This is a genomic window from Caballeronia sp. LZ062, assembly GCF_031450785.1.
In the GTDB taxonomy this organism is placed as follows: domain Bacteria; phylum Pseudomonadota; class Gammaproteobacteria; order Burkholderiales; family Burkholderiaceae; genus Caballeronia.
Genome location: NZ_JARTWB010000002.1, coordinates 788,539 through 810,993, shown reverse-complemented (window position 1 = coordinate 810,993; position 22,455 = coordinate 788,539). Strand labels below are relative to the sequence as shown.

The following is a 22,455-nucleotide window of genomic DNA, read 5'->3' as shown; positions in this document are numbered from 1 at the left end:
GTCCCTATTTAGATGCCGCCGTGGGCTTGTGCCACCAGGTCGACAGCACCCACTCGTCCGCGACGTAATAAAGCGGCAGCGTCGACGGATAGCCGAGCGTGTTGCGATACGCGACCCGATGCGTCGCCGAATACCAGTGCGGAATCACGTAGTAGCCGTTCATCAGCACGCGGTCGAGCGCGTGCGTGGCATCGACGAGCTGATCGCGCGTCTGCGCGGACACGACCTTTCGCAAGATCGCGTCGATGGCCGGCGACTTCACGCCCGCCAGGTTGTCCGAGCCCTGCTCGTCCGCATACTTGCTGCCGAAGCGCGATAGCTGCTCGGTGCCCGGCACCTGCACGTCGGGCAGACGCACGCTCGTCATGTCGAAGTCGAACGCGTCGAGGCGCTTTTGGATCAGTGCGTAATCGACGGTGCGAAAGTTCATCGTAATGCCGAGCTTCTGCAGATTGCGCCCGAACGCGGCCGCGACCGGCTCCATCGACGCCCCGCCGCCCGTGTCGTCGAGTATCTCGAACACGAACGGCTGGCCCTTCGCGTTGCGCAGCGCGCCGTCGCGATAGGTCCAGCCGGCTTGCGCCAGCAACTCGCGCGCCTTGATGAGATTCGCGCGCAACGAGCCGGGCGGATCGGTGTCGGGCTGCTTCGGCATCTCGCCGAAGACCGCGGGATCGAGCTTGTTGCGCAGTGGATCGAGAATCGCGAGCTCGCCTTCGCTCGGCATGCCTTTGGCCTGCAAGTCCGTATTGACGAAGAAGCTGTCCGTGCGCTTGTACTGGTTGAAGAACAGTTGCCGATTGAGCCATTCGAAGTCGAGCGCGAGATCGAGCGCCTGCCGCACGCGCACGTCCTTGAAAAGCGGCCGGCGCAAGTTCATGAAGAAGCCCTGCATGCCCGTGCCGTTGTGATGCGGAAACTCGCGCTTGATGAGCTCGCCGCTGTCGAAGCGCTTGCCGATATCGCGCCGCACCCAGCTTCGCGCGACGTTTTCCACGAGCACGTCGTACTCGCCGGCCTTGAACGCTTCGAGGCGCGCGGTGGCGTCCGAATACAGCTTGTAGTCGATGCGCGCGAAGTTGTGCGTGCCGACGCGCACCGGCAACCCCGCGCCCCAGTAGTGCGGATCGCGCTTGTAGGTGATCGTGCGGCCGTTGTCGAACGAGTCGATCACATAGTCGCCGCTCGCAATCGGCTTTTCGAACGCCAGTTGATCGAACGGAATGCGCGTGCCGTCGGGCCTCAATCCCCATTTGCGCGAAAACACTGGAATGCCGCCCGCGAGCAGCGGCATTTCACGCGTCGCCACTTTGTATTCGAAGCGGATCGTCAGCCGGTCGACGACGACCGCGCGCGCAATCTGCCCGAAGTACACCGAAAATTGCGGCGCGGCCTTCGGACTCTTCAGCGTCTCGAAGGAGAACTTGACGTCCTCGGCCGTAACCGCATCGCCGTTATTGAAGCGCGCTTTCGGATTGATGTGGAAGGTCGTCGACAATCCGTCCGGCGCGACGTCGATATTGTCCGCGAGCAGGCAATAGGCGCTCGCCACTTCGTCTGAGCTTCCTGTCGTCAGGCTTTCGAACATGAGCCCGAGGCCCGGCGCGGGATTGCCACGCAGCGTGAACGGATTGAACTTGTCGAAGCTCGTGAGGCGGCTCGGATTCGCGAGCACCAGTGTGCCGTCGCGCGGCGCGTCGGGATTGACGTAACCGAAGTGCTTGAAGTCCGGCGGATACTTAGGCTCCCCGTACTGCGCGTAAGCGTGCGCGGCGAACGCCGGGCTGCCCGGCGAGAAGGCGATGCATGCGGCGATCATGAGCGCGAGGCGCGTGCCCCGCGCGGGCGATGAAGCGAACGGCAAGCGAGACGTCGACAGCCCGGTCATAGGCTCCTTGCGAGATGAGTAGTGGCCCGGCGCTCACGCAATGCGAGACGCAGGACCCGAGCGAAGCGGCCGGACGGCTCTAGCGATGTGAGAGAATTCTACCCAATCAAAACGCCATGCGGTTTGGCGCACAGCGGACGTCTTCTCCGATGCCCGCGCGTCCCGTCGAACCGATGCGCGCCGCACCCGACGCGAAGCCCGCAAACGAGACGCCTTGCGAGCCTCGCGTGACATTGACATTCAAGGAGCATTCATGGGCTTTCTCGCTGGAAAACGAATTCTGCTGACCGGCTTGCTGTCGAACCGCTCGATCGCTTACGGCATCGCGGAGGCCTGCAAGCGCGAGGGCGCGGAACTGGCGTTCACGTATGTCGGCGAGCGTTTCAAGGACCGCATCACCGAATTCGCGACCGAATTCGGCAGCGACATGGTCTACCCGTGCGATGTGAGCAGCGACGCCGACATCGAGTCGCTCTTCTCCTCGCTCAAGGAACGCTGGGGCACGCTCGACGGTCTCGTGCATTCGATCGGCTTCGCGCCGCGCGAAGCGATTGCCGGTGATTTCCTCGAAGGCATGACGCGCGAAAACTTCCGCATCGCGCACGACATCTCGGCGTACAGCTTCCCGGCACTCGCGAAGGCCGCGCATTCCATGCTCTCGGACAGCGCGTCGCTGCTCACGCTCAGCTATCTCGGCGCGGAACGGGCGATTCCGAACTACAACACGATGGGTCTCGCGAAGGCATCGCTCGAAGCGAGCGTGCGTTACCTCGCGGCATCGCTCGGGAAAAAGGGCGTGCGCGTGAACGGCATTTCGGCCGGCCCCATCAAGACGCTCGCGGCAAGCGGCATCAAGGGCTTCGGGAAGATTCTCGATTTCGTGGAAGACAACGCGCCGCTCAAGCGCAACGTGACGATCGAACAAGTCGGCAACGTCGCCGCGTTCCTGCTGTCGGATCTGGCGGGCGGCGTGAGCGCGGAAATCGTGCATGTCGATGCCGGGTTCCACGCGGTCGTCGGCGGGATGGCGGGCATCGGCGAGTGAGCGCTCTCGCGGCATCGCGCTGATTCGCGTTAATAAAGGGGCTGTTCCTTCGTGGAACGGCCCTTTCGTCTTTTGGCGGCCGCTACGCGAAGTCAATGGTGGCCGTGACCGTGACCGTTCCCGTGCCCATGTCCGTGCTCATATCCATGGCCACGCCCCGGCTGCGGGCCGTGACCATAGCCATGATGGCGGTACCAGTCGTTGCGGCTCCAATAGCGTCGTCCGTCCCAATACCGGTTGCCGTGCCAGCCGATCACCAAGGGCGGTGCGTACATCGGCGCGGGCTGATAGATAACCGGCGGCGGTGGCGGCGCAAAGACCGGCGTCGGCGCGACGTACACGGGCGCCGGAATCCCGACATTCACGCCGATGTGCACATCCGCCGCATGCGCCGCGCTGCCTGCCGACCATGCCGCGACGCAGAGCGCGGCGGCGAGCAAATGCCTCGTAGGTTTCATGGCGCTGATCCTCGTATTCTCGTTGTTAGCGTGCGACAAAATATAACGGAAACCTTTCACCGGCATGTTTCTGCTTTGTAAGTTTCTGCCGCGTGAGCCGTTAGGTCAGAGGAAAGCTTACGTTTCGTTACATGCAGTCGCCGGGGTCGTCAAAACAAAAAGCCACTCGCTACACGCGAGTGGCTTCTCGGTACAGGCTATGCCGAGCGGTTTCGCTTCAGTGCCAGCCGTGACGCCCGTGGTCTTCGTGTCCGTGCTCGCCGTGACCGTAGCCGTAGCCGTAGCCGTTGCCGTGCCCGTGATAGCGATACCAGTCGTCGCGATCCCAGTAGCGACGGCCGTCCCAGTAACGATCGCCGTGCCAGCCGATCACGACGGCCGGCTGCGCATAAACCGGCGGCGGCGGCGCGTACACCACGGGCGGAGGCGGCGGCGCATAGACCGGCGCAGGCGCAACATACACGGGCGCGGGAATCCCGATGTTCACGCCCACCGACACGCCGGCCATTGCCGCGCCGGACAACGTCAAGCCGCCGAGCACCAGCGCGTATGCCACGGAAGCCTTCGAAACCTTGTTCATGTGAAGCCCCACCTCGATGGGTTGTTTGTTGTGTTGAATCGACTATAACGAACGATTTGCCGGACAGTTGTTCGAGATCGTAACGTCGCGTTACTGTCCGGTCGCGGCGCGCAGCACGTCTCTACGCTTACGTCAGCGTAAGGCTTATCGCGTGCGCTGCCGACTATAAAAAAACGGCGGCCCGTGAGGGCCGCCGCGATAGTACCGCATGTGGCGCGCGTCAGTTCGGCAACTCGTGGCCTTTCGTTTCAGGCGCGAACGGAATGACCGCGAGGCCGATCAGGAACGCAATTCCGGTAAGCGCAATGGGCACTCCGAGTGTCTTCATGTTGAGCACCATCGCGCCGATGCCGAAGTTCACGATCGCGCCGAAAAAACGCCCGATCGACGTGCAGAACGCAAATGCCGTCGCGCGCACGCGGGTCTCGAACTGCTCCGGCAGCCAGAGGCTGAAGAGCGCGAAATTGCCGCCGAAAAAGCCGAGCACGAACAAGAGCGCGATGAACGGCACGAGCCCGTTCTTCAGATAGAACGCCCAGCCGAACGACAGCGCAATCGACACCGCCATGCCGACGAAGTACACCGCGAGCGTCTTGCGGCGGCCGATGCGCTCGGCCATCGGCGGCAGCGCGAGACAGCCGATGATCGTGCCGATGGACAACAACCCCGTTGCGATCGACGCCATGCGCGCGGCTTCAGGCTTCGTCATGCCGGCCTTCGTCGCAAGCTGGATGACCGCCGACGGCTCGTAGACCGCGCCCGCCCACAGCCCGATGATCGCCACGGTGAGCAGCACGGCCGCGACGATGGTGCGCTTGCGATACTGCGCCGAGAAGATCGCGCGCAGCGGACTTTGATGCTTCACCGCGGGCGCCGCCGTCGCTTCGGCTCGCTCCCACTTGTCGGTCTCCTTCACGCGCATCAGCACCAGAATCGACACGACGACCGGAAACAGGCCGACGAGAAACATCGCGCGCCATCCAAACGCCGCGCCGATCGTGTAATTGAGCGCGGCAGCCAGAAAGAAGCCCGCGTAGTAGCCGGTTTGCAGATACCCCGCGCCCATCTTGCGGCGGTCCTCCGGCCACGCTTCCGCGACGTACGTCCCGGCGAGCGCCCATTCCCCGCCTATGCCCACGCCCGCGAAGAAGCGGTAGATACCGAGCGCCCAGACAGTGTGCGCGGTCGCCGCAAGCCCGGTGAAGATGGCGAACGTGAAGATGGTCGCGGCGAGCACCTTCGTGCGCCCGAAGCGATCCGCGAGCGGCCCCCAGATGAACGACAGTCCCCATCCGACGAGAAAGAGCGCAAAGAGAATCGATCCCGCAAGACCGACGTTCGCGGGCGTCGCGGCATAGCCTGAGCGCGGCAGCAGTTCGGTCAGCGCGGGCGCGAGCACGAGCGCGTAAATGAACGAGTCCATTCCGTCCAGCGTCCAGCCCGCCCACGCGCCCCAAAAGCCGGTTATCTGCGAACGGTTGAGCGGCGTCCTCGTGGCGCGCGTGGCGCTAATCGGACGATCGAGCGTACTCGGCATGGCGTGTCTCCTTCTCTCTGCAGGTCGGCAACTGACGGAAAAATCGACGCGCGTGTTATCGGTTCGAGTGTCGGCGTCTAGGGAAAGCACCGGGGTTCCGTGTGCGGTTTTATATATAATATTTGAACGTCAGGACGCGACAACTCCGCACTTTCACCTAGCAGCCATGTCGACAGATCTCTCTTCACAAGCGGCGTCGCCGGCTCCGTCGTCGTTTCGCGACGCGCAGTTCGAGCCGCGCCAGAGCACGTCGCGCTTCATCGCGGATGCGTTGCGCGCCGCCATCGTCGAAGGCGCGCTCACGCCCGGCGAGCCGCTGCGTCAGGACGCGATCGCGCGGCAGTTCTCGGTGAGCGCCATTCCCGTTCGCGAAGCCTTTCGCCAGTTGGAGAGCGAAGGCTGGGTCACTATCGAGCCGAATCGCGGCGCAGCCGTCAGCCCGCAATCCGCAGACGAGGCGCGCGAGATCTACGAAATTCGCGCGTCGCTCGAAAGTCTCGCCATCGGCATTGCAATCGGGCAGCACACGCCGGAAACGCTTGCGCATTGCAAACGCCTGCTGGAAGCCGCCGAGAACGAGCCGGACCCCGCGCTCTACGTCATGCGCAACGAGCAGTTTCATGCGAGCCTGTATGCGCCTGCCAACCGTCCGCATTTGATGGAGCTGATCGGCCAGATGCACCGGCGCGGCGAACGGTATTTGCGCCTGAAACTCGGCTTGCCGATACACAAAGATGCGTCCGATGCCGAGCATCGCGCAATCTTCGATGCCCTCGCCGCGCGCGACATCGAAGCCGCGCAGAGGCTCGTCGCGCGTCATCTACTCGCCACAGGCGAGCTGATTCACCGCTTTCTCGCCGATGCGCAGGCGCTCGGGCAAGCGCATCCGCTCAAGAAGAAGCGCCGCACGCGTAGTTCCGCCAGCGCACTCTCCCGAACGACTTCCCGACAGGCCGACCGATGAATCCGTCTCCTTCCGCCGATGCCCTTTCGCCATCCCGACGCTGGAACACGCGCGCAGAAGAGAAAGCGCGCCGCCTGAAGCTGATCGAGCCGTGGCTCGACGGTCCGGTGCTCGACACCGAACGCATCGTCGATGCGCTGCATGCGCTGATCGTCACGGGCGACCGTGTTGCGCTCGAAGGCAACAATCAGAAGCAGGCGGATTTTCTGTCGCGTGCGTTCGCGCGGCTCGATCCCGAGCGCGTACACGACGTGCATCTGCTGATTTCGAGCATCAGCCGGCCGGAGCATCTGACGCTCTTCGAACAGGGCATCGCGCGCAAGGTCGATTTCGCCTATGCCGGCCCGCAGAGCCTGCGCGTCGCGCAACTGCTGGAAGACGGGCTGCTCGAGATCGGCGCGATTTATACGTACATCGAACTGTACGCGCGCATGTTCATCGATCTGACGCCGAACGTCGCGCTTGTCTGCGCGGAAAAGGCGGACCGCCACGGCAATCTGTACACCGGCGCAAACACCGAGGACACGCCGACCATCGTGGAAGCGGCCGCGTTCCGGCATGGCATCGTGATCGCGCAGGTCAACGAAATCGTCGATGAACTGCCGCGCGTCGATATTCCCGGCTCGTGGGTGGATGTGATCGTGAAGGCGGACCGGCCGTTCGCCGTCGAGCCGCTTTTCACGCGCGATCCGCGGCACATCGGCGAATTGCAGATTCTCATGGCGATGATGACCATTCGCGGCATCTACGCGCGCTATGGCGTCACATCGCTGAACCACGGTATCGGCTTCGACACGACGGCGATCGAACTGCTTCTGCCGACCTACGGCGAATCGCTCGGGCTCAAGGGCAAGATCTGCACGCACTGGGCGCTCAATCCGCACCCGACGCTCATTCCCGCCATCGAAAGCGGCTGGGTCGAAAGCGTGCACTGCTTCGGCAGCGAAGTCGGCATGGAGAAGTACATCGCGGCGCGCCCGGACGTGTTTTTCACCGGACGCGACGGCAGCCTGCGCTCGAATCGCGTGTTCTGTCAGCTTGCGGGCCAGTACGGCGTCGATCTCTTCATCGGCTCGACCTTGCAGATGGACGCGGACGCGAATTCATCGACGGTCACGCTTGGACGGCTCGCGGGCTTCGGCGGCGCGCCGAACATGGGCCACGACCCGCGCGGCCGCCGTCATTCGAGCGAAGCGTGGCTCAAGCTCCTCAAAAACGACGGCCCGAATCCGGCCATCGCGCGGGGTCACAAGCTCGTCGTGCAGACCGCGGAAACGTACAAGAAAGGCGGCGAGCCGACCATCGTGGATGCGCTCGACGCCATAGCCGTCGGCGAAAAAAGCCGCATGCCGATTGCGCCGGTGATGATCTACGGCGACGACGTCACGCATGTCGTGACCGAAGAAGGCATTGCGTACCTGCACGCAGCCGAAGGCGTCGACGAACGGCGTGCGGCGCTCGCCGCCGTGGCCGGCGTGACGCCCATCGGCATGCGCGCCGATGCGCAAAAGACGGCGGAACTGAGGCGGCGCGGCATCGTCGCGTTCCCGGAAGACCTCGGCGTGCGGCGCGGCGACGCGAAACGCTCGCTGCTCGCCGCGCGCAGCATCGACGATCTCGTCGCGTGGTCGGGCGGTCTCTACGCGCCGCCTGCCCGCTTCAGAAGCTGGTGAGCACGATGACCGCCGCGCTTCCCCTTTTCCGCGACGACGCCAGCGAGCACGCCGCGTCCGCGCCTGCGCCTGCCCCTGCCATCGCCGCGCTCGCCGTCGATGCGTTGATCGCCGAAGCGCGGCTCACGCCGAAGCCCGCGCTCGTCGACGAACGCGGCAGCGGCGCGCATCGCGATCTCGATCTCGCCACGATGCTGCGCTCGGCGCGCGCGCTGCAACCGACGTTTCTCGCCATCGCGCGGGCCGCGTCGGGCGCGGCGCCGTCGCAGGCGTTGCGCGAACGGCTCGCGCGCATCGGCCGCGAAGGCGAAGCCGCGATGCTGCGCGCGACCGGCGGCAGCAACGCGCATCGCGGCGCGATCTGGATCGTCGGCTTGCTGTGCGCGGGCGCGGCGATGCACGCGCCCGCCGACAGCGAAGCGATCTGCGCATCCGCCGCCGCGATTGCGCGATACGACGACCGCTTCGCGCCCGCGTCGGCGCAGGCGAGCCACGGCGCACGCGTGACGGCGCGCTTTCGCGTCGCGGGCGCACGCGGCGAAGCCCGCGACGGTTTTCCGCACGCGCTGCGGATCGGCTTGCCCGCGCTCGTCGATGCGCGCCGGCGCGGTCTGGCTGACACCGACGCGCGGCTCGACGCGCTCATCGCGATCATGGCCTCGCTCGACGACACGTGCGTGCTGCATCGCGGCGGCATGAAGGCGCTCGCCGTCGCGAAAAACGGCGCGCGGGGCGTGATCGAACACGGCGGAATGGCGCACGCAGCGGGACGCGCGGCGCTCGCGCGGCTCGACCGCGACCTGCTGGCGCTGGATGCATCGCCGGGTGGCGCGGCGGACCTGCTCGCGGCCACGCTCTTTCTCGACAGCCTCGGGCAATCGTCCTGAGACGCAACCAGAGGAACGAAGATGGAAAACATGCGATACGAATACCCCGCCAAACGGCCCGTCACGCGCCGCGCGCACGTGGGCGTGGTCGGATCGGGCGATCTCGAAGTGCTGCTCACGCCGTCGCAGAGCGCGAACGCGGAAGTCGTGATCCGCACGAGCGTCGACGGCTACGAGCAGGTCTGGAAAAGCGTGCTCGACCGCTTCTTCCAGCGTTACGACGGCGCGGCGAAATTCGAGCTGAACGACTTTGGCGCGACGCCGGGTGTCGTGATGCTGCGCCTCTCGGAAGCCGCCGAAGCGAGCGATGCGCCGGACAGCGGAGACACGCCATGAACGTCCACGACACGTTTCTCGCGCGCCACAGCTTTATCGAAATGACGGCGCGCGAGCGCGCGCAGGCGTTGCTCGATGCGGGCACGTACCGCGAGTTGCTCGGCCCGTTCGACCGGCTCGAATCGCCGTGGCTCGCGATGCAAAACATCGTCTGCCAGTCCGACGACGGGGCAGTGATTGCCCGCGGGGCGCTCGGCGGCGAGCCGGCGGTCATCGCGGCGATCGAACCGGCGTTTCAGGGCGGCAGCATCGGCGAAGTGTCGGGTGCGAAGATCGCGGCGGCGCTCGAACTCGCGCTCGGCGAATTCGAAGCGGGCCGCACGATTCGTCCGGTGATCCTGTTCGAAACCGGCGGCGTGCGTCTGCAGGAAGCGAACCTCGGCCTCGCGGCCATCGCGGAGATTCAGGCGGCGATTGTCGCGCTGCGGCGGCATGTGCCGGTGATCGGCGTGATCGGCGGGATGGTCGGCTGCTTCGGCGGCATGTCGCTCGCGGCCGCGCTGTGCACGGAACTCGTGATGACGCGGCAGGCGCGCCTCGGCATGAACGGGCCGGAAGTGATCGAGCAGGAAGCGGGCATCGAGGAACTCGACGCGGGCGATCGCCGGCTCATCTGGTCGATGATCGGCGGCGAGCAACGCGTGGCGGTCGGACTCGCGGACACGCTCGTCGAAGACGATACGGCGCAAGTGCGCGACGCCGTGATCGCGGCGTTCTCGCGGGGCGTGCCGGCGCGGCATCGCAGCGAGGACGTCGACGGGTTCATCGAACGGCTTTCCCGCGTGAATCCCGACGCGATCGATCCTGACACGCTCCGCGCGCTGTGGAACCAGACTGGAGGATCGCAACGATGAGCACGATCAACGCCATGACTTCGCGCGGCGAATGCTGGCTGGATGCGCTAACGACGGCACCTGCCGAAGCGGAAAGCGGCCCGGTCCGCGCGCGCGACGGCGAACTGGATGGCGCCGCGACGCGCTTCATCGCCGTGGTGCCCGACGCGCACAATCGCTTTCCTCGTGCAACCGATAACGTGGTCGGGCTCGAACAGGGCTGGCTGCTCGCCCGTGCGGTACGCGAGGTGATGAACGCGGATCGCGACGCTGATTCGAAGCGGCCTGTCGTCGCCATCGTCGATGTGAAGAGCCAGGCATACGGACGGCGGGAAGAGTTGCTCGGCATCCATCTCGCGTGCGCCGCCGCAGTGGATGCCTACGCGAGCGCACGGCTCGCCGGGCATCCGGTCATCGCGCTGATCGTCGGGCCGGCGATGTCGGGCGCGTATCTCGCGCATGGCTATCAGGCGAACCGCATCGTCGCGCTGGATGCGTCGGGCACCACCGTGCATGCCATGGGCAAGGAAGCGGCGGCGCGCGTGACGCGGCGCAGTGTCGAAAGCCTCGATGCGCTCGGCGATACGGTGCTGCCGATGTCGTACAAGATGAGCGCCTACGCGAAGCTCGGGCTGCTGCACGAACTGATTGAAGGCGTGAACGCGGATGCGCCTTCGCAGGCCGATGTGGAGCGCGTGAAGGCGTCGCTGGCTGCGGCGGTCGCGGACGCGCGCGGCGGTCCGCGCGATCTGTCGAACCGGCTGACGTCGGCGGATGCGAAACGCACGCGGGCCGCGTCGGTCGAGGTGCGGCGGCGGATGAGAGAGCAGTGGGAGGCGTGATGCCGGACGAATTCGGGCGTTTAGTGCATTCCGTCCGTTGGATGCATTCGGCATGTTCGGCTCTCTGGGCGTTCTCGGCGCGGTCGGTGCTTGCGGCGCATTGCGCGCGTTCGGGCCGCGCTGCGCGCCGCGCATCCGCTTCACTAGGCGCGTCCGGTGCGTCCGTGCGTTCCAGTGCGGCATTCGCGGCGCGTACTGCACGCCTCGCTCGTCCGGGCGCCAGGTTCGCGACGCACTGGACGCCTTCGGCGCATCGCGTGCGATACGCGGCTCACGGACGGCGCGGGACTTCGGGCGCTGCGCCGCTCCCGATCCGCTGGCTTCGCCTCGCGTGTGCGGATGGAGCAATCGCCCGGGCCCGCCAGCACGCGCTCGACGGGATCGGGTCGGTCCGGCTTCGGCTGCCAGTTCGCGTGTGCTTCGAACGGGCTGGCGTCGCGCAGCGCGCGCCCGGCGGCGCGTCGACGCTTTCCTGCGCGTCGAAGGAAGCACGTTGCTCGCACCGCGCGATGTCGCGATTGTGCGAAGGCCCGTCAGCCCGAATCCTGGAGCGCAATCAACGATGCGCCGCGGAGGGCTCTCCAGGGCAACAGTCGCACGTCTCGCAAGCACGGTATCGCTTCGGCCTGCCGAGCCGTCCAACCATCGGATAGGAAGTTGACCGCGCGATGACCTTCCCGCCGCTCGAACCGCGCCCGCACGACTTGTTCGCATTGTCCCCGGCAGCCCCGCCCTTCGCCGACGCTCCAGCGTGGGTCGAAGCATCGCTCGCGCGCGCGCCGTTCGTCGTCGTGCGACGCGCGCCGCGCATGGGTAGCGCCATCGCCGTCGGCATACGCGGGGCGGCCCGGAGTGAGCGATTCGGCACGTGGGTCGAGGCGCGTGACATCGAGTGCGTGCTGACGCCCGAAGCGTTGCGGCTGCGCGAGCCCGCCGCATCGCGCAGAGACATGCCCGCTTTTGCGCTGTTGCACGCCGTCGCGCCGATCGTCGACGCTGCCGGCCTCGGCTGGGGCCCCGCCGGAAGCACGGGGTTCGAACTGGCAAGCGGCCAGCCGACGGTCACGGCAAGCAGCGACCTCGACGTCATCGTGCGAGCGCCCGAGCCGCTCTCGCGCGCCGATGCCTCGCGTCTTCTGGATGCGCTCTCGCACGAAGCGCGACGCGCCGGCACGCGCATCGACGTGCAGATCGAAACGCCCGAAGCCGCGTTCTCGCTTGCGGAGTTCGCGCGGCAGAACGTGCGCGTGCTGCTTCGTCACGCCGACGGTCCGCGTTTCGCCGCCGATCCGTGGGCGGCGCCATGATCGCTTTTCTCTTTCCCGGACAGGGCGCGCAGACGCCGGGCTTCCTGCATCGGCTGGGCGCCGAGAAGCCGCATCCGGCTATCGCGCGCACGCTCGCGGAGGCGTCGGTGATTCTCGGCGAAGCCGTCTTATCGCTCGATACGGCCGACGCGCTCGCATCGACCGTCTCGGTGCAGATCGCGCTGACGGTGGCGGGCGTCGCGGCGACGCGTGCGCTCGCCGAAGAAGGCATCGAGCCGCAAGCGGTCGCGGGCCTGTCGATCGGCGCGTATGGCGCGGCGGTGGCCTGCGGCGCGCTCGCTTTCGACGATGCGTTGCGGCTCGTCCGCCTGCGCGCCACGCTGATGCGGGACGCCTATCCGCGCGGCTACGGGATGCTCGCGATACTCGGCCTCAACGAACGCGAGATTGCCAGCGTGATCGACGAGGCGCGCGCCGATGCCTACATCGGCAATTTGAACGCACCGCGGCAGATCGTCGTATCCGGCAGCGATGAAGGGCTCGACGCCGTGCGCGGACTCGCCCTGGCACGCGGCGCGCGCAAGGCGGAACGGCTGGCGGTGAGCGTGCCGTCGCATTGCGTGCTGCTGGAAGAAGCGGCCGTGCGGCTCGCCGAAGCCGCCGAGAAGGTGCGCTTCGTGGCGCCGCGCATCGCGTATGTCGGCAATCGCGGCGCACGCGTGCTCGCGCGCGCCGATGCAATCCGCGAAGACCTCGCGACCAACCTGCGCTACCCGGTGCGCTGGCACGATTCGACGATCGCGCTCGCCGAGCGCGGCGCGAGCGTGTTCGTCGAAATGCCGCCCGGCCGCACGCTGACTCAGCTCCTCTCCGAAGCCCTGCCCGAGACGCCGGCAATTGCCATGGAAGCGTCGCCGGTAGCATCAACGGCGGCGCGCGTGCGCGCGGCATGCCGACGCACGGATCACTGATTCGCTTGGCTCGCTGGCGTTCCGTCAGCGGCTTGTCAGCAAAATTAGGAATTGTCGGATAGCTTACGGCGATGCTGCCCTTGAGCATTGCGCTCCGTCCGCGAATCTTCGTGGACGGATCACAACAACTCATATAGGCAGACCATGAAACTCGTACGCATCGCCATCGCCGCATCCGCCGCCTTCACGCTCGCTTCGTGCAGCAGCGTCGCCAATCTGAGCCCGGACACGCTGCTGCAGTCGGGCCAGATGGCCACGCAGGCATTCACGCTCAGCGACGCCGACGTGCGCCAGCTCTCCGACAAGTCGTGCACGGAGATGGACGCGCAAAACAAGATCGCGCCGGCATCGAGCGCGTATGCGCAGCGCCTGAATCGCATCGCGAAGCAACTCGGCGACAACATCAACGGCGTGCCGGTGAACTATAAGGTGTACATCACGAAGGACGTCAATGCGTGGGCGATGGCCAACGGCTGCGTGCGCGTCTACAGCGGCCTGATGGACAAGATGAACGACGACGAAGTGCGCGGCGTCGTGGGTCACGAGATGGGCCACGTGGCGCTCGGCCACACGAAGAAGGCGATGCAGGTCGCCTACGCGACGTCGGCGGCGCGCTCGGTGGCATCGGCAGCGGGCGGCGTGGTCGGCAGCTTGTCGGCATCGCAGCTCGGCGATTTGTCCGAGAAGTTCGTCAACGCGCAGTTCTCGCAATCGCAGGAAAGCGCCGCGGACGATTACTCGTTCGATATGCAGAAGAAGAAAGGCTATAGCCCGGCCGGGCTCGTGACGGCGTTTCAGAAGCTGGCGGCGCTGGATGGCGGTAACTCGAGCATGCTGAGCTCGCACCCGTCGTCGCCGTCGCGCGCGAAGCATATTGAGGAGAGGCTTGCGGCGGCGAAGTGAGGTTGAGGAGCTAGCGTTGCTTCGACGGGATGCAGAAGCGGCTGGGTAGTTCCTGCGGACCTGCATCCTGCGCATTGTTGACGGTAGTTGACACCGGTTCGCGCAAGCGAGTCAGTCATGCGCGATCGGTGCTTGCGCCGGGGCGGCCAATTTCATCGACGAAATGCCGCCTCAGCCCAAGCGCCAATCGGCGCCTCTCTTTCACTTTGGGCAACAGTCTTTCGGCGCTCGATAGGCCCGGACGAGGTTCAAGAACGAGCCGGAGGCGCCGGATCGAGCACTCGGTCGCCGCGAGACAGTGAGTCAGTCGTTCAGTTCTAGATACCAGATAACCGCACCGGTCTTGCCACGTTCCGGCCCAGGCATCGGCTCACCTGCTTTCACGGTGACGCGCCGGTTCAGGTGGTGAGAGAACCATTCGCCGCTTCGCGGGCAGATATCGCCTGGACGAGCAGTTAGCAAGCGTCGATTGCGGATCACAGGCGGGGGTGGCGCGAAATACTCACGCTCGTCGTAAGGGATGGTTCCGTCCGCATACCGGGTATCCTTCCAGATCAAGCGCCAGCGCACGTCTTCTAGCGTGTCAGTGCCTTCGAATTGGTACTGGCTGGCGGTATCACCGGCAAGATAGTAATTCGGACAACGAACGCCGATCTTCGGATCGATGGACCAAGGCTCCCAAATGCCCGTTACGGGTATCTGACGACCGCTCCAGACCTCGCCTGTAGTGTTTTCGTTAGGTGGCGGGCAATGGCTGAGTTGCGTGGGAAAGTGGATCGCAGGTATGCCGTTGAATGATAGCGCGTCGAAGAAAATGCTTTCATATGTCCAGCACATTGCCGACCGAGACCTAGCGATTGGGCGACTGAAATAGATTCTTCCCTTCTTGTTGAGCGTCCCATAAAGCAAGGACATAAAATCAGCAGAACGATTCGCTTTGCCAAAGGTTCCTAGAGATTCATGCGCCGGCTTGCGATAACCAATCTTATAGAAAAGATCGCTCGGGTCGTCCGCCCCAAGTTCTTCGTACTTTCGCCCCCATATGTAGGTATGAAAAGCAAGCCCGTCCCGCAAGGAATCAAATGCTTCCGGGCGGCGCGCGGGAATTGTCAACAGTGGTTCAGCGTATTCCATTGGTTGCAGAAACCGCATGAACCGAACAAGGTCACCGCTATAGTCGATTTCGACCTCGGGCCGATTGATTTCGCGTTCAAAGTCGCTCAAAAATTCACGATAGAGGGCAATCGCGTGCCGCAGCAGCGTGGCGCTCGTGTATTTCTTAAGAAGGTAGAAAGCGCGGTCGCGGGCCTCGTCGTCGTTTTTCCCTGCGACATACAGAAAGGCGGACATGTCGATTATCCTCAGTGTTGCGGTTGTGCGCTGTCGCGACTGGGCAATGCGTGACCAGCAACCGCTGGCGCACGATTCGTATAGCCCTGCGGGACGGTCTTGTGGAGAATCTGATTCTTGTCCAGGTCGCGAACCGCCGCCCGTTCAGTCGGAGAAAAAATCACATCCTTCCAGTTCGTCGGCATCGCCATTATTTCTTGACGTAGTCTTCCAGCACCTTGTTATAGGGGTGACTGAAGTCAATGAAGTATTGCGTCTCGCCGCCTTTTAGCCATACTCCACCGTTGTTCTGTTTCTTCGCGGATGCATCGAAGTCACCCTCGCCCCAGCGCGGCTTGTAGCCCGGGTTCGCGTCATTAGCCTTGACCTGCAACGGGCGAGAATCCGGCCCAACCTTGATCCGGCCGACGCCCACAGGTGCGCCGCTCAGATCGGCATGGCCAGCGCCGTCCAGCGTGCCGCTGTAGCGTTTGCCGTCGTCGTAGTGAATCTCGAACTTCGCTCCCTGGACCGGTTCGTCGTCGTGATACAGGTGTGACAGGGACGACGTGTCGGTGTACGACCTCGGCGGAAACATGGGAGGCGTGGATTGGGGGCCATCGGTCTGGTGGTCGGCGGCGTGGACCAAAAACCGCCCGTTCGTAGCGCCAAGCAATCCAGCTGCGCTAAGTTCCAGAGTCGTGCCGGCTCCGTTGAAGCGTATGCCCTTCACGGCGGTCAGATTGATCCAGCCGTCCTCGCTCGCGATGTGGACGTCCTTCTTCGCGATCACATCAAGGCCGTCTTCCTGCGCCTCGATACGGATTTTTCCCGACGCGGCAACGAGCATCATTCCCGCCTTTCGCACGAACAGCGCAACGCCATTCATGACACTTGCGAACAACGAACGCGCCGCAGCGAAGCTGACGCTTCCGCCTGCTGTCACTGCAAAGTCTTGCTCGCTTGCAATGTGCGTGCTGCCCGCCGTTGTGGATTGAATGCCGGCCGGACTCGCCAAGGTCAGATGCGGCGCGGCGAACTCGGGGAACTCGCCCCTATCCATGTTCGCCGTGCCGGTACCGCGTAGCTCGTCGTTCGCCGCTTTGATGGACTTCGCCACGTCCGACTGATTGCCGCTCGCGTCCTGCGCACCGTGCTGCTGCGCAAGTTCGGCCATGCTTTCGTGAATGTCGCGCGCCTGCGTGAGCCGCGCAACAGTCTCGCCGATGTCCCTCGCCGGCGCGCTCGCGGCTTCGCGCGTCTCGGTCGTAACGAGCATGCCCTGATTGGCGCGCAACACGCCCCACGCATCCGTCGCCAACTCCCAGCCCAGCCCGCGCGCCTGCTGCCGTCCGTCGCCGTAGGCAATGCGCGTGTTGTAGCCGAGGACGAGGCGCGAATTGGCCTGATCGCTGGCCACCTGCACTTGCTGCTTGCCGGGCGTGTCATCGGTCACGACAACGTTGTGTCCTTGACCTTCGAACGCGTGACTCACCAAACCCGTGAGCGCCATGTTTTTCGGCAGCTTGAACGGCGGCGGATTGAACTCGTTCACCTTGCTCGACATGACGAACGGCTTGTCCGGGTCGCCTTCGTGATAGCCGACGGTGATCTCGTCGCCGACACGCGGCACCGATACGAAACTATGCGGCCCGCCATGCCACGGCAGCGACACGCGTAGCCAGCAACTCGAATTCTGGTCGTTCTCGCCGAGCCGGTCCCACTTGAACTGGCAGCGAATGCGCCCGTAGGCGTCGAGCCATATCGGTTGTTTGTCCGGCCCCGTTACAACGGCCGTTTCCGGGTAGGCGCGCGGCTTGTCCTTGGGCTTCAGTTTAAAAAAAGCATTGGCCGGCTGCACAACGAAATCCGTCTTGCAGTGATAGTGTGCATCGCTGCCCGATGTGGCGGTAAGCTCGTCCGGGTTGCGTACGTCGATGGACGTGGAGACGACGAGATATTCACGGTTGACCTCCGGTTGCGGGTGGCTCTTGAGCCGGAACCGTCTGCCGGTCATCATGCCGCGCGCGTTGGCCGTGCCATAGGCGCGCAAGCCCTCGCAACGCATGGACCCGACGCGCACCCACGCCAAATATTCGCCCTCGTTGCGAAAGTCGTTCGGCTGGCCGTCCAGCCCCATCGCACCCGCGAGCGGCTGCGTGTAGTCGCCCCAATGGTATTGCTCGATGTTGTCGAAAGATGAGTTGCTGTGATCGGACCTGTTCACCAAGAACGTGCCGTTCGACCGCGTATAGTCGTAGTCGTTGAGCGTGACGTCGCCCGCCGTAATCTGACGCGACACACGCAGGCTGTGAATATGCTCTTCGTCGATGCGCTTGTCCTCGGGCGCGTGGAAGAGAATTGTGTCGTATGCGTTCTTGTGGTCTTTATGCGAACCGGGCGAGTCGCATAGCATCAACGTCATGCCGTCGAAGTGATAATAGATTCCCCATTCGCTCCATAACTGGATGAGAAAATCATAATCGCTTTGCCAGAACTGCCGGATATAGTCGCGCTTCGGGAAGATGTTGTTATTGAGCAGGAACCCAGCCAGCCGGGTTTTCCACGGAAACTTATATTTCGTGCCCGTTAAGACGGCCTCGGTAGCCTCCAAAACCGTGACGTTTCGGAATATTCGATTGTCTTTATTCTGGCTCAAAAGCCAGAGCCACGGCCTAACCGTGAACTGATAATACGCGCGCCGCTCGTCGCTGCCGATTTGCTCGACAGCAGTAATGATGCCCTCGATCGTGCGCACGCCCGCGCCGACATTGCCCGCGCCTTGATTACCGGGTAAGCCCGGAACGAACGTTCCTTTCCCCTCAAATTCAATTCGAATTTTTACGATTTTGCCGATGTAATCATCGGGCTTTATCAGTTCGCGCGCTTTATAGAGTCGGAACGTCGGACTATCGAGCGTGGCAAAATCGACGCGGTATTCAAACAACTCGCCGAGCGTTTCCGTGCCTTTGACGCGCTGAGGCAGGAGAATATCGTCCTTGCCCCATGTGGGAAGGGCCTCGCATTGCACCTTCAGCGTGCGGCTTTGTAGCGGATTGAACATGACTATTGCCTCACGTCCTGATTAGAACCGCGCCGCAGGCGGTAGAGTCGCCGATATACGCGACGCGTCGCCCCTTATGGGTCATTTTTCCGCTCGCGTTGATAGGAAAGGTCCCGCCGCACATCGGGCACTCGGTTAGGTGTTGATCGAGCGCAACGGGAACACCTAAATGTTTGAAATCGGGCGCGGCTTGAATGACTATGCCGCCGTGAGTCGTCTTGTCGCCAAGGCGCGCCGCCTCGCGGCCGTTTGCATCCCTCATCCTTTGTTGTCCTTATGGCTTCGAAGATGGAAATGCGCGCATTGCAACCCACTCGTTCCGTCGTCGCTATCGGACAAGCCTTAAAACGGCACGCAGTAGCGTTCTGGAACGCACTCGTGGTCCGCCCTTGGCGAAGCGACGAAGGATGGATGTCGACGGGCGTTGAAAAGCAAGGAGAGATGCTTGGGCGCACCGCCTTGACGATCAGGCCATCCCTGCCAACCGGCGACCACAGCCAAGCAAACCGCGCTGGCACCGCAAAAACAAAAAGCCCCACAAGTCTTTCGACTTGCGGGGCTTTTCTCCTACCACTGGCGGAGACGGAGGGATTCGAACCCTCGATCCAGTTTTTAGCCAGATGCTCCCTTAGCAGGGGAGTGCCTTCGACCTCTCGGCCACGTCTCCCAAACTTTACGTTGCACCGGGAGTGCAGTGCAACGAGATCGAGATAATAGCCTGTTCAGCCGCAGCGGTCAAATTCGCATGACGATTTTTTCCAATCGATCAATTTCGAATCTCGCCGACAGCCGGAACCGCAACGGTGGGAAGAGAACGCTCAACCGCGATCCAGCTCGAACGCCTTATGCAGCGCGCGAACGGCCAACTCGGTGTACTTCTCATCGATCAGCACGGAAATCTTGATTTCGGAAGTCGAGATCATCTGGATGTTGATGCCCTCTTCCGACAACGTGCGGAACATCGTGCTCGCGATGCCCACGTGCGAGCGCATGCCCACGCCCACGACCGACACCTTCGACACCTTCGGATCGCCGAGCACGGTTTCCGCGTTCACGTGGCCCTTCACCTGGCCGTTCAGGATCTCCAGCGCGCGCTGGTAGTCGCCACGGCCCACCGTGAACGTGAAGTCCGTCTTGCCGTTCACGCTCTGGTTCTGAATGATCATGTCGATGTCGATGTTCGCATCGGCCACCGGACCGAGAATCTGATACGCGACGCCCGGCTTGTCGGGCACGCCCATGACCGCGATGCGCGCTTCGTCGCGCTGAAACGCGATGCCGGAGATAACTGCCTTTTCCATGTTCTCGTCTTCTTCAAAAGTAATCAGGGTGCCCGAGTGCATTTCGGCTTCGAGCGGCATGAGCGGATCGGTCAGGCTGGACAACACCCGCGTCTTGACCTGGTACTTGCCGGCGAATTCCACTGAGCGGATCTGCAGAACCTTCGAGCCCAGACTCGCCATTTCCAGCATTTCCTCGAACGTCACGCGATCCAGCCGGCGCGCCTCTTCGACGACACGCGGGTCGGTCGTATAGACGCCGTCGACGTCGGTGTAGATCAGGCACTCGTCGGCTTTCAGCGCCGCCGCAATCGCGACCGCCGATGTATCCGAGCCGCCGCGCCCGAGCGTCGCGATATGGCCTTCGGGATCGACGCCCTGAAAGCCAGTGATGACCACGACCTTGCCCGCGTCGAGGTCTTTCAGCACGCGCTCGCCGTCGATCTCGCTGATGCGCGCCTTCGTGAACGCGCTGTCGGTCTTGATGGGCACCTGCCAGCCGGCATAACTCACGGCGTCGAGGCCTTCGGCGTGCAGCGCGATGGCGAGAAGCCCGACGCTCACCTGCTCGCCCGTGGAGGCAATCATGTCGAGTTCGCGCGGGTCCGGGTTCGCCGTAATGTCTTTTGCAAGACCGAGCAGGCGGTTGGTTTCGCCGGACATCGCCGAGGGCACGACGACCATTCGGTGGCCGGCCTTGTGCCATTTGGCGACGCGCTTGGCGACGTTCTTGATGCGCTCGACCGAGCCCATCGAGGTGCCGCCGTATTTGTGTACGATGAGTGCCATTGTCGTTTTGAACTGAAGGGAAAACCGCGCTGACGCGCTCGATGCATGATGCTCGCTGTGCTATGGCGTTGCGCTCGACGGCTTCGGGGATAGGGGAAAGCCAGCAACGATACGCGGAGTGCCGCCGGATGCCCGCCGCTAGAGTTGCACTCGTGAGTGACCTGGCGCGCAAGGGGCGCATCACGGGCGAAATTCGCGTCTTTTGAACGGAGATGCCGCGCAAAGCGCGTGGCGGGCAAACGAGTTACGGTACCCGATCGAGGCCGAAATTTCAAGATTGGACGGCCGCGTGCGCCATTTTACCGGCTTCTGGCGAGTCGCCCGAATTGCCGCGTTCAGGCCAGCAGCAAATCCGGCCGCCAGACGATGCGCCGCAACGGCGCATGCGACGTCTCAGGCGCCACTTCGCGGTTCACGCCGACGAGCGGCACGAAGAGAAGCGCATCGCGAATGAAAAGCAGCGGCACGTCCCGCTTCCACGCCGGCACGCCGCGCTCCTGGAACAAATTCTTCAGCGTGCGGCTCGGCGCATCGGCGGAAAGACGCATGCGCTCGCCGCCCGCACGCGATCGCGCGATGATCGGCGCCGCGCGCAGCAAGCCCTCCGCGACGACATCGCTACCGGGCGAGGCGGCCGGCTCGAACACGAACGAGCCTCGCCACTGCGGCAGCCGCCAGACTTCATCGCCTTGCCAACGCAATTCGCTGTGCGGCTTGGCCACTGCCGCGCCCTGATCGAGATCGGGTGCATCCGCGCTGTCGCCCGTTTCCCAGAACAACGCATTGCGATAAACGCGCAGACACCGCCCCGCATGATCGACGCGCAGCGCGTGGCCCTCGCGTGCGCTGGCCGCGTGCCGAAGCTGGCGCAGCATATCGGCGATACGCGCCGTCGATGCAGCCGGCAAGTCGCGTGTGCGCATCCAGTAACGTAGTAAGTTGACGGCGCGTTCGTCGTCGAGCGGCAGCAGCGCGTCGAGTGCGAGCGCGCCCTCTTCTTCGCCCTGCGCGGTTTCCAGGTCGAGGCGCGCCAGATCGTCGAGCAGCCGCTGCGCCGATGCCGCGTGCGACGCCGTGCGCGCGAGGGCATCGCGAAAGCCGGGAAAATGCACGGCGAGCACGGGCAGCACATCGTGTCTCAGCGCGTTGCGCGCGTAGCGGGTATCGGCGTTCGATTCGTCCTCGATCCAGCTCAGATCGCGCTCGTGCGCGTACTGCTCCAGTTGCGCGCGCAAAAGCCGCAATAGCGGGCGCAGGCGCGGCACGTTCGCGCCGTCGAGCCGCTGCGGGGCCATCGCGGCGAGCCCCGCGACGCCCGCGCCGCGCAGCAGTTGCAGCAGCACGGTTTCCGCCTGATCGTCCGCGTGATGAGCGATCAGAAGCGCCGCCGCGCCGTGCGCGTCGCAGAGTTCGTCGAGCGCGCGATAACGCGCATCGCGCGCGGCGGCTTCCAGGCTCGCGCCGCCCGCGCGCATCACGTCGACATGGCGCACCGCATAACGCACGCCGAGCGATGCCGCGAAGGCCTCGCAATGCGCGTCCCACGCATCGGCGTTCGGGCTGAGTCCGTGATGCACATGAAAAGCGACGACCCCCGCCGCGCTGTGAACGCGCACAGCGGCATCGAGCAAAACGGTGGAATCAAGTCCGCCGCTGAGTGCGACGGCAAGCAGCGCATCGGCGGCGAGTCCGGCATCGGCCACCGCGGCGCGGACCGCCTCGAACACGAGGCGGCCGGCCGGGGTTTCGCTGTCGGAAGTCACGAGAATCGTGAAGAGATGGAAGAATGAAACGTAAGGACGGCGCAA

General features: G+C 64.2%; 19 protein-coding genes and 1 tRNA gene. 10 read left to right on the top strand and 10 right to left on the bottom strand.

Features of this window, described 5'->3' with window-relative positions; genetic code table 11:
* Positions 1-4 precede the first annotated feature (4 nt).
* Positions 5-1,819 carry an extracellular solute-binding protein gene (locus P9239_RS09825; protein WP_309753969.1) on the bottom strand — a complete coding sequence of 605 codons (1,815 nt, stop codon included), beginning with the start codon at positions 1,817-1,819 and terminating at the stop codon, positions 5-7.
* A 322-nt stretch (positions 1,820-2,141) separates the two neighbouring features.
* Between P9239_RS09825 and fabI the strand changes: the two genes are divergently transcribed.
* Positions 2,142-2,933: an enoyl-ACP reductase FabI gene (gene fabI / locus P9239_RS09820; RefSeq protein ID WP_309750267.1), complete on the top strand. Its 792-nt coding sequence runs from the start codon at positions 2,142-2,144 to the stop codon at positions 2,931-2,933.
* 92 nt (positions 2,934-3,025) lie between these two features.
* On the opposite strand, the gene P9239_RS09815 is transcribed toward fabI, so the two are convergent.
* From P9239_RS09815 to P9239_RS09805, 3 genes are all read right to left on the bottom strand, one after another.
* Positions 3,026-3,391 carry a hypothetical protein gene (locus P9239_RS09815; protein ID WP_309750266.1) on the bottom strand — a complete coding sequence of 122 codons (366 nt, stop codon included), beginning with the start codon at positions 3,389-3,391 and terminating at the stop codon, positions 3,026-3,028.
* A 217-nt stretch (positions 3,392-3,608) separates the two neighbouring features.
* A complete protein-coding gene (locus tag P9239_RS09810) occupies positions 3,609-3,971 on the bottom strand; it encodes a hypothetical protein (protein ID WP_309750265.1) in 363 nt (120 codons plus the stop codon).
* Between the two features lie 220 nt (positions 3,972-4,191).
* Positions 4,192-5,508 (bottom strand): MFS transporter, encoded by a 1,317-nt coding sequence (locus tag P9239_RS09805; protein ID WP_309750264.1) that lies wholly within the window; start codon positions 5,506-5,508, stop codon positions 4,192-4,194.
* Positions 5,509-5,674: 166 nt separating this feature from the next.
* On the opposite strand from P9239_RS09805, the gene P9239_RS09800 reads away from it, so the two are divergent.
* The 9 genes from P9239_RS09800 to P9239_RS09760 all read left to right on the top strand — a co-directional run bounded on the left by P9239_RS09800 (position 5,675) and on the right by P9239_RS09760 (position 14,185).
* A complete protein-coding gene (locus P9239_RS09800; RefSeq protein WP_309750263.1) occupies positions 5,675-6,472 on the top strand; it encodes a GntR family transcriptional regulator in 798 nt (265 codons plus the stop codon).
* Entirely contained in the window at positions 6,469-8,145 is a 1,677-nt protein-coding gene (mdcA, locus tag P9239_RS09795; protein ID WP_309750262.1) for a malonate decarboxylase subunit alpha, read from the top strand. Before P9239_RS09800 ends, mdcA begins: the two co-directional genes overlap by 4 nt.
* Positions 8,146-8,150: 5 nt before the next feature.
* Positions 8,151-9,032 carry a triphosphoribosyl-dephospho-CoA synthase gene (locus tag P9239_RS09790; protein WP_309750261.1) on the top strand — a complete coding sequence of 294 codons (882 nt, stop codon included), beginning with the start codon at positions 8,151-8,153 and terminating at the stop codon, positions 9,030-9,032.
* 21 nt (positions 9,033-9,053) lie between these two features.
* On the top strand, positions 9,054-9,368 hold the full coding sequence (locus P9239_RS09785) for a malonate decarboxylase subunit delta (RefSeq protein WP_309750260.1): 315 nt from the start codon (positions 9,054-9,056) through the stop codon (positions 9,366-9,368).
* Positions 9,365-10,222 (top strand): biotin-independent malonate decarboxylase subunit beta, encoded by an 858-nt coding sequence (locus tag P9239_RS09780; protein WP_309750259.1) that lies wholly within the window; start codon positions 9,365-9,367, stop codon positions 10,220-10,222. Before P9239_RS09785 ends, P9239_RS09780 begins: the two co-directional genes overlap by 4 nt.
* Positions 10,219-11,043: a biotin-independent malonate decarboxylase subunit gamma gene (mdcE, locus tag P9239_RS09775; protein ID WP_309750258.1), complete on the top strand. Its 825-nt coding sequence runs from the start codon at positions 10,219-10,221 to the stop codon at positions 11,041-11,043. Before P9239_RS09780 ends, mdcE begins: the two co-directional genes overlap by 4 nt.
* Before the next feature lie 668 nt (positions 11,044-11,711).
* On the top strand, positions 11,712-12,350 hold the full coding sequence (locus P9239_RS09770; RefSeq protein WP_309750257.1) for a malonate decarboxylase holo-ACP synthase: 639 nt from the start codon (positions 11,712-11,714) through the stop codon (positions 12,348-12,350).
* Complete coding sequence (gene mdcH, locus P9239_RS09765; protein WP_309750256.1) at positions 12,347-13,282, top strand: malonate decarboxylase subunit epsilon; 936 nt, start codon at positions 12,347-12,349, stop codon at positions 13,280-13,282. Before P9239_RS09770 ends, mdcH begins: the two co-directional genes overlap by 4 nt.
* A gap of 144 nt (positions 13,283-13,426) precedes the next feature.
* A complete protein-coding gene (locus P9239_RS09760; protein ID WP_309750255.1) occupies positions 13,427-14,185 on the top strand; it encodes a M48 family metalloprotease in 759 nt (252 codons plus the stop codon).
* Positions 14,186-14,488: 303 nt separating this feature from the next.
* Here the strand turns inward: P9239_RS09760 and P9239_RS09755 are convergent, their stop codons facing one another.
* The 6 genes from P9239_RS09755 to tilS form a co-directional block, all read right to left on the bottom strand.
* Positions 14,489-15,535, bottom strand: coding sequence for an Imm72 family immunity protein (locus tag P9239_RS09755; RefSeq protein WP_309750254.1), 1,047 nt, complete (start codon positions 15,533-15,535; stop codon positions 14,489-14,491).
* 190 nt (positions 15,536-15,725) lie between these two features.
* A complete protein-coding gene (locus tag P9239_RS09750) occupies positions 15,726-18,578 on the bottom strand; it encodes a type VI secretion system tip protein TssI/VgrG (protein ID WP_309750253.1) in 2,853 nt (950 codons plus the stop codon).
* A gap of 10 nt (positions 18,579-18,588) precedes the next feature.
* On the bottom strand, positions 18,589-18,840 hold the full coding sequence (locus P9239_RS09745; RefSeq protein ID WP_309750252.1) for a PAAR domain-containing protein: 252 nt from the start codon (positions 18,838-18,840) through the stop codon (positions 18,589-18,591).
* A 312-nt stretch (positions 18,841-19,152) separates the two neighbouring features.
* Positions 19,153-19,245: transfer RNA gene (locus P9239_RS09740), tRNA-Ser, on the bottom strand.
* A 151-nt stretch (positions 19,246-19,396) separates the two neighbouring features.
* Positions 19,397-20,647, bottom strand: coding sequence for an aspartate kinase (locus P9239_RS09735; protein WP_175944160.1), 1,251 nt, complete (start codon positions 20,645-20,647; stop codon positions 19,397-19,399).
* 335 nt (positions 20,648-20,982) lie between these two features.
* On the bottom strand, positions 20,983-22,410 hold the full coding sequence (gene tilS, locus P9239_RS09730) for a tRNA lysidine(34) synthetase TilS (protein ID WP_309750251.1): 1,428 nt from the start codon (positions 22,408-22,410) through the stop codon (positions 20,983-20,985).
* Positions 22,411-22,455 lie beyond the last annotated feature (45 nt).